We start from the raw sequence: 7,052 nt of genomic DNA on the forward strand, positions 1-7,052 counted from the left end.
GGCTAAAATTCAAGAATTTCAATGCTTTAGCTATTTTCAATAGAATTAAATTTATTAATATAAATAACAAATTACTATTCTTAAATTTGATCAGATTGATTGCAAAAAAACAAGATTTTCAATAGGTTGCTTATAATCCTAACTATAGTTAGCCTTTCATAAGTAGCGATGCAACAAAGCCATTCCAGTGTCAGCTACTTTCATAACACCATATTACCTTAACAAAAGCAAATGTTCGTACAGATGTGCATCAGCTACTTTCATCTGCCACCTGCAAATTGCAATGTTCGTACAGTTATGTGTCACGCTACTTGGATGACACCGTTGAAAGAAATGAACCGCCTTTTCAAAATTGTTTTGAATAGAGGAATAACATTCACAAGTAAAATTTCATATTACCATTTTTTAATTTATGTATTATAATAAGCTTAATCTATAAGAAAAACAAAGTTGGAAAAGTTGGAAGAACTAAGCAAAAACTGGGTGATAAGAACGGGAAGATTTTTATCTTCATTGTTTTTTTTACTGTTGATTGCGCTATCAATACGTAGTTTTTTATTCGAGCCATTTCATATACCTTCTGGTTCAATGAAAAGCACCCTACTTGAAGGGGATTACATTTTTACTAGTAAATATTCATACGGTTACAGTAAACACTCCTTTCCATTTTCTCCAAACATTTTTAGCGGCAGGATTTTTTATACCCCTCCAAAGCGTGGCGACATAGTAGTTTTCAAACCCACAAGAAATGACAGCATCAGGTTTGTTAAGCGAGTAATAGGAACACCAGGTGACAAAGTGCAAATGATAGAGGGAGAATTATACCTAAATGATCAGAAAGTAGAGCGAAGGCAAATTGAAAGTTTTTTTGATTATGAGTCAAATCGTAACATACCAAGATATATAGAAACGCTTTTAAGTGGCAAGGAACATGAGATTTTGGTAGATGACATTTCTAATAAGCTATCATATAACACTCCGGTTTATTATGTACCTAACGATCAATTTTTCGTTATGGGAGACAATAGAAATAATTCTTTAGATAGTAGGTTTCCTGAAGTTGGTTTTGTACCAATGGAAAATATCATTGGGCGTGTAAGCATAGTTGGTTTATCATTTAAATTAGGAAAGGTCGATTGGTTACCATTTAATTTCAGGTTACCTGTTGCTTTGAGATTAAATAGGGTATTGCACAAGGTTGTGTAAGCTTTTTCTACCTATTTGTTAATTCACACAACTCTAAAGAAGAATTTTCTAACTCGGCGATAGTGTTGTTAATTTCATTCAAGTCATTGCCTTGTAAAGCGTTTTTTGCATTTTGTAATAGGTTTTTCAACTTTTGATCAGTGGAAAGGTTATTATTGTTTTCAACCAAGTGTATGAGTTTATTTCCATTAATTTTAGCACCTGCAAGGGAACGAGCCTTCATATCTTCGTCAAAACTGTTTATTGACTGGTTAACCATATTTTGAACATCAGCTTCACTTAAGCCAAAACTTGAATTTACTTTAACTGTCTGCTCAATTCCAGTAGTTTTTTCTCTTGCAGTAACAGTCAAGATTCCGTCAACGTTAACTGTAAATTCTATTTCAACTCTTGCAGAACCTGCAGGCAGTGGCGGTATACCTTTTAGTTCAAACTGCGCTAGAGATTTGTTATCCTCTATCATTTCACGTTCTCCCTGACAAACATGAATTTTCATTGCTGTTTGCCCATCAATATAAGTTGTAAACTCTTTTGTTTCTGAAACTGGCAGTGGCGTATTTCTTGGTATGATTTTTTCAACTATGCCTCCCATAGTTTCTATGCCAAGTGATAGAGGTAAAACATCCAGGAGAATATTCCTATCTTTTGAGCTCGAAGTTAAATCATGAGCCTGCAGAGCTGCCCCAATGGCAACTGCTTTATCTGGATCCACGTCATTTAGTACTTTATTTCCAAAGAGTTTGACTAGTGAATTTTGAACCAATGGTGTTCTAGTTGCACCACCAACTAAAATTACTCCTTTTATATCATCAATTTTAAGATCTATATCACTTATAGTACGAGTGACTATATTGATAGTCTTATTGACCAAAGAACTGATTGCCTGCTCGAATTCTTCTCTGGTAATTTCGCACTCAAATGGCTTGCCGTTAACATTAAATTCGAAGATACCTATAGTGTGATTGCTTAGGTACTCTTTCACAGAGCGTGATTCGATAAGTAAGGAATTTAGTTGCTTAGCCGTCTTTTCTCTATACTTATCAATCACAATTGAACTCAGCAAATGATCAAAATCATCACCGCCGAGTTTGGTATCACCACCAACTGCAAGAACTTGAAACACTCCTTGATGCAATTTCAATATCGAAATATCAAATGTTCCACCACCAAGGTCATAAACTGCATATATTCCACTGTTATTGTTCTTTTCAATGGAGTAAGAAAGCGCTGCAGCGGTTGGCTCGTTAACGAGGCGAAGAACTTCTATGCCAGCTAATTTTGCTGCATATTTAGTTGCGTTACGTGCTGAATCGTCAAAGTAAGCTGGCACAGTAATTACTGCTTTTTTTACTTCCAGCCCCTTAGACTTTTTTACCCTCTCACATAAAGCTTTTAATATCTCAGCAGAAATCTCAACAGGAGTAAGATACTTTTCCTCCGAACATTTTACTCTAATAACTTTTTCACTTTCGTTATCTATTTCAAAATAAACACCCATCTTGTTCAAATCTTTAACACTTTTACCCATTAAACGTTTTATTGAGTGGATTGCATTTGAGCCAACATCATAGCCAGTTTTCAATGTATTATTTTCACATGAAATGATAGAAGGTAATAGCTCTCTTCCCTGTTCATCTTTAAATATCTCCACGTTGCCAGCTTTATTTACCATAGCAATTAAAGAGTTGGTAGTGCCAAGATCTATACCAAAAACTACTTCATTTGAATTTGGTTCAGAAATTTGAATTGGTTGCATTTTTCTTCATCTCCTCAAATGACTTGTATAAATATTTCAATCTTAAGACTTGTGTAGCAGCTCTATCAAAATTCTTTACAGCAAAAGTGTTAATTAGATTTTTAATGCAACCTTTTATTTTTTCATCGATCATCCTACTTGCAAATTGTAGATCGTCGCAGTCTAGTAAGTACTCTCTTATTTCCATTGATTCACTTAATATTTCAGAATTTAAGTGGTCCTTTTGGCTTTTCACATTAAAAAAATCCAGCAAATGCTCAGCACGTTTTAGCGGTGACTTTAGTATCTGATAAGCTCTGTTAATATTTTCCATGTTTTGGGACTGTCTTTCATTTATATCAGTCCTGCTTAGCTCAATATATTTTTTCTCTAACTCATCAAAGCTGATATTGAAAGCTGGTTCAATTTCAAACAATGCAAAATAGTTGCTAGACATGAAAACTCTCTCCACAACCACATTTTCCTTTCTCATTAGGATTTTTGAAAACAAAACCCGATGAAAATTTTTCTTCTACATAATCCATTTCAGAGCCAAGAATAAACATGACGGATTTTGGGTCGAGCAACACTTTAACTTTTTGGCCATCACTACAGTTTTCTTCAATTACCGACTCTAAAGGACGAGTATCATATGCATATTCAATATCATATTTTAAACCAGAACATCCTTTTTGCTTAATTAGCACTCTTATTCCTATTGCTTCTTCCGGTTTCTCAAGGTTAGTATGCTTCTTTTGGTCCAATAAATACCTTATCCTTTCTACTGCTTCCGCAGTTATAGTGATAAGTTTTTTATTCTTTTTTACAGTTTCAACTCCGCCTACTTCTTGATATTCACCCATGTTCGTAGCTTCTTAATTCTTTTGTTTACTTTGATAGTCATGAATAGCAGCCTTTATAGCATCTTCAGCAAGTACCGAACAGTGTATCTTCACTGGAGGTAAAGACAACTCTTCCACTATTTGAGTATTCTTTATCTGTGTAACGTCACTGATGGTTCTTCCCTTTATCATCTCTGTTAACAAGGAACTTGAAGCAATGGCAGAACCACAACCAAAAGTTTTAAATTTTGCATCTTCAATAACACCTTTGTCATTGACCTTTATCTGCAATTTCATTACATCACCGCACGATGGTGCACCAACTAGGCCAGTACCAACATTTGGATCATTTTTATCCAGAGAGCCAACATTCCTTGGATTTTCGTAATGATCTAAAATTTTCTCATTATAACTCATAAAATTACCTGTGCACCGCTATTCTACATTATAACATATTTAGGTTAAAAACTAAAGTAAAATACACTCAAAAAGTGTAATTTTTGTAAGGTAAAATTGTAGTTTTTGAGTGCATTTTACTTTACAAATTCGCGTAGTGCATGTCATTCTTTATATTGTAATTAAGTTTATAATTTAAAAAGGAGTATCCCTTGAGTTTGTTTAGTAACCTTTATCAGGGCCTGTTAAAAACTTCTTCTCGCTTTAGCGACGGGGTGAAAAGTATTTTTTCTGGCAAAAAAAAATTAGATCAGTCGCTTTTAGATGAATTAGAAGAATTGCTAATTAGCATGGATATTGGTCATAAAACTTCCAAGTTGATTATCGATAGGCTCACAAGCATCAAATTTGACAAGGAAGTTGAGTATAATACCATCACACAGCAGCTAATGAGCGAAATAGAATCGATATTGAACCCTGCTGTGCAACCGCTAATTTTAAACAAAAAACCACATATAATAATGGTATGCGGAGTAAATGGTAACGGTAAAACCACGACTATAGGTAAGCTCGCATATAAATATAAGGAAATGGGAAAATCCGTTATGCTTGTTGCATGCGACACATTTAGAGCTGCTGCTAGTGAACAATTAAACATTTGGGCAGAACGTTCTGATTGCTTGATTGTTACTGGAGAGTACGGTAGCGACTCTGCAAGTGTGGCATATAGAGCTGTAAGTCAAGCTATAAAAGATAACGTTGATGTTGTTCTAATTGACACAGCAGGAAGGCTGCAAAATAATGTGAACCTTATGGAGGAGTTATCAAAAATATATAGAACGATAAAGAAATTGGATGACACTGCCCCTCATGACGTTATTTTAGTTCTTGACGCAACTACCGGCCAAAATGCTTATAGCCAATTAGAAGCATTTAGCAAAATGGTTAATGTTACCGGGCTAATCGTAACAAAGTTAGATGGCACTGCTAAGGGCGGAGTGGTAATTGGACTTGCAGAAGCTTATAAGATAAAGTTACATGCTATAGGAATTGGCGAAAATATAGAGGACTTAAGGGAGTTTACTAGCAAAGAATTTGCTGAAGCGTTATTTAATTGTAATTAAAGACTTCTCTTAATTCCCTTACGTGACCAAGCTTGATTATTTCAATATCATGAGAAGAATAGTTACCATTTTTAGGCATAATTGCTTTTTTGAATCCTAACTTTTGTGCTTCTTTTAGTCTGAGATCAGCATGCGAGATGTTCCTAATTTCTCCTGAAAGTGCAACTTCACCGCAGATTATTGAAGAAGTTGGTAGCGGTAAATTTACTATACTTGAAATAAGGGAAGCAGCAACAGCAAGATCAGCCGATGGTTCCTGTATTTTGAGTCCCCCTGCAATGTTTAGGTATACCTCTTTATCATGCAAAAACATTTTGCAACGAGCATTTAGCACCGCGATGATCATAGCCAATCTATTAATATCCCACCCAACTACTGCCCTTCTTGGGGTTGCCATATTAGTCCCTGCTATTAATGCTTGCACTTCCATTAAAATTGGTCTTGAACCTTCAATTCCTGCAAATACGGCGCTGCCAACTACTTCTCTGTCATGGGCCATCAGAAACAATGATGATGGATTATCAACAGGCACAAGTCCTGCTTCAGACATCTCAAAAACACCAATTTCATTTGCAGGGCCAAATCTATTTTTAATAGTACGCAAAATGCGATATTGATTGCTATTTTCACCTTCAAAATATAATACCGTATCCACCATATGCTCCAGAGTTTTGGGTCCAGCTATTTGTCCATCCTTAGTTATATGACCAACTATTAAAAGAGAAACACCATATTGTTTCGCAAGAATAGTTAATTCATGTGCGCAAGTACGAACCTGAGTTACAGTTCCTGGTGCCGATGTAATTCTGCTATCATACATTGTTTGTATAGAGTCAATTACTAAGAATTTAATACTTTTATTTTCCTTTATTGTTGCTACTACATCAGTTAAAGACACTGTAGATAAAAGCTTAATTTTAGGTTCATTTATCTTAAGACGCTTTGCTCTGAGACTCACCTGCTCTAAAGACTCCTCGCCGGATACATAAAGACATTCAAAAGAGGAAAGTTGCACAACATTAGCTGCAATTCTAAGCAAAAGGGTGGATTTTCCGATACCAGGTTCGCCACCAATTAAAATGCTAGCACCTTGAACGATACCCCCACCAAAAACTCTATCTAATTCTTCTATTCCTGTTAAAAAACGACTTGGAGTGATAATTTCGCTACCCGATAACGTCTTTATTAAAATTGGTGCAGATATACTTCTTTTGCCCGTTTTTACTGCTATTTCCTCAACAATTGTATCCCAATTGTCACATGCGATGCACTTCCCTACCCACCTACCAGTGCTGTGACCACAGGATTGACATACATATACAGTTTTCATCAAAGCCAAAATTATTTTGTTGTAATTGTAATAAAAATTAGCTGAATATGCGAAGTAAATCTATAGCTAACCCAAGAAAGGGTTCCCTATGTCATACCGCGATTCATTCGCGGTATCTCAAAGCATAGATCCCGCTAACACGTAGCGGGATGACGGTTGTCGTTTAGCTACAAACGTTAAGAAATTTACCAAATGAAAAAAAAGGCAAAAGAAGCCCTGGGGTTATTATCCGCTTTAAAATATTGGCGTTTTTTATGTTTTAAACGCTTGACAAGCAAGATTAAGCTGCTTTTAATTGCAACTAACTTACGCTGCAAATGTTTAAGAAGTTTACTAAGCAGAAAAAAAGACAAAGAATCCCCGAGTTAGCTAGTCTTTTACTATCTCTGTCGAGTATTGGCATTTTTTGATGTCTTGTA

General features: G+C 35.4%; 7 protein-coding genes. 2 read left to right on the plus strand and 5 right to left on the minus strand.

Going from position 1 to position 7,052, the window contains the following annotated elements:
• Positions 1-459 precede the first annotated feature (459 nt).
• On the plus strand, positions 460-1,206 hold the full coding sequence (gene lepB / locus OZD64_RS03030) for a signal peptidase I (RefSeq protein ID WP_010962911.1): 747 nt from the start codon (positions 460-462) through the stop codon (positions 1,204-1,206).
• A gap of 7 nt (positions 1,207-1,213) precedes the next feature.
• Here the strand turns inward: lepB and hscA are convergent, their stop codons facing one another.
• The 4 genes from hscA to iscU are packed head-to-tail and all read right to left on the minus strand — an operon-like array spanning position 1,214 to position 4,200.
• Positions 1,214-2,962 (minus strand): Fe-S protein assembly chaperone HscA, encoded by a 1,749-nt coding sequence (hscA, locus tag OZD64_RS03035; RefSeq protein ID WP_010082333.1) that lies wholly within the window; start codon positions 2,960-2,962, stop codon positions 1,214-1,216.
• A complete protein-coding gene (locus OZD64_RS03040) occupies positions 2,940-3,398 on the minus strand; it encodes an iron-sulfur cluster co-chaperone HscB C-terminal domain-containing protein (protein ID WP_010962909.1) in 459 nt (152 codons plus the stop codon). The genes hscA and OZD64_RS03040 overlap by 23 nt, the downstream gene beginning before the upstream one ends.
• Complete coding sequence (locus tag OZD64_RS03045) at positions 3,391-3,804, minus strand: HesB/IscA family protein (protein WP_274999274.1); 414 nt, start codon at positions 3,802-3,804, stop codon at positions 3,391-3,393. Before OZD64_RS03045 ends, OZD64_RS03040 begins: the two co-directional genes overlap by 8 nt.
• Before the next feature lie 12 nt (positions 3,805-3,816).
• On the minus strand, positions 3,817-4,200 hold the full coding sequence (gene iscU, locus OZD64_RS03050) for a Fe-S cluster assembly scaffold IscU (protein WP_007548853.1): 384 nt from the start codon (positions 4,198-4,200) through the stop codon (positions 3,817-3,819).
• A gap of 191 nt (positions 4,201-4,391) precedes the next feature.
• On the opposite strand from iscU, the gene ftsY reads away from it, so the two are divergent.
• Positions 4,392-5,303, plus strand: a complete 912-nt coding sequence (gene ftsY / locus OZD64_RS03055) for a signal recognition particle-docking protein FtsY (RefSeq protein WP_010962907.1) — start codon at positions 4,392-4,394, stop codon at positions 5,301-5,303.
• On the opposite strand, the gene radA is transcribed toward ftsY, so the two are convergent.
• Positions 5,290-6,633, minus strand: coding sequence for a DNA repair protein RadA (gene radA / locus OZD64_RS03060; protein ID WP_070356933.1), 1,344 nt, complete (start codon positions 6,631-6,633; stop codon positions 5,290-5,292). The genes ftsY and radA overlap by 14 nt on opposite strands.
• Positions 6,634-7,052 lie beyond the last annotated feature (419 nt).

The sequence above is a fragment of the Wolbachia endosymbiont of Drosophila tristis genome (assembly GCF_028981745.1).
GTDB lineage: Bacteria > Pseudomonadota > Alphaproteobacteria > Rickettsiales > Anaplasmataceae > Wolbachia > Wolbachia pipientis.

Bases quoted from the DNA above. Each gene is read 5' to 3' on its own strand.
- OZD64_RS03040 (WP_010962909.1), bottom strand. From the start codon at position 3,398: ATGTCTAGCAACTATTTTGCATTGTTTGAAATTGAACCAGCTTTCAAT.
- hscA (WP_010082333.1), bottom strand. From the start codon at position 2,962: ATGCAACCAATTCAAATTTCTGAACCAAATTCAAATGAAGTAGTTTTT.
- radA (WP_070356933.1), bottom strand. From the start codon at position 6,633: ATGAAAACTGTATATGTATGTCAATCCTGTGGTCACAGCACTGGTAGG.
- iscU (WP_007548853.1), bottom strand. From the start codon at position 4,200: ATGAGTTATAATGAGAAAATTTTAGATCATTACGAAAATCCAAGGAAT.
- OZD64_RS03045 (WP_274999274.1), bottom strand. From the start codon at position 3,804: ATGGGTGAATATCAAGAAGTAGGCGGAGTTGAAACTGTAAAAAAGAAT.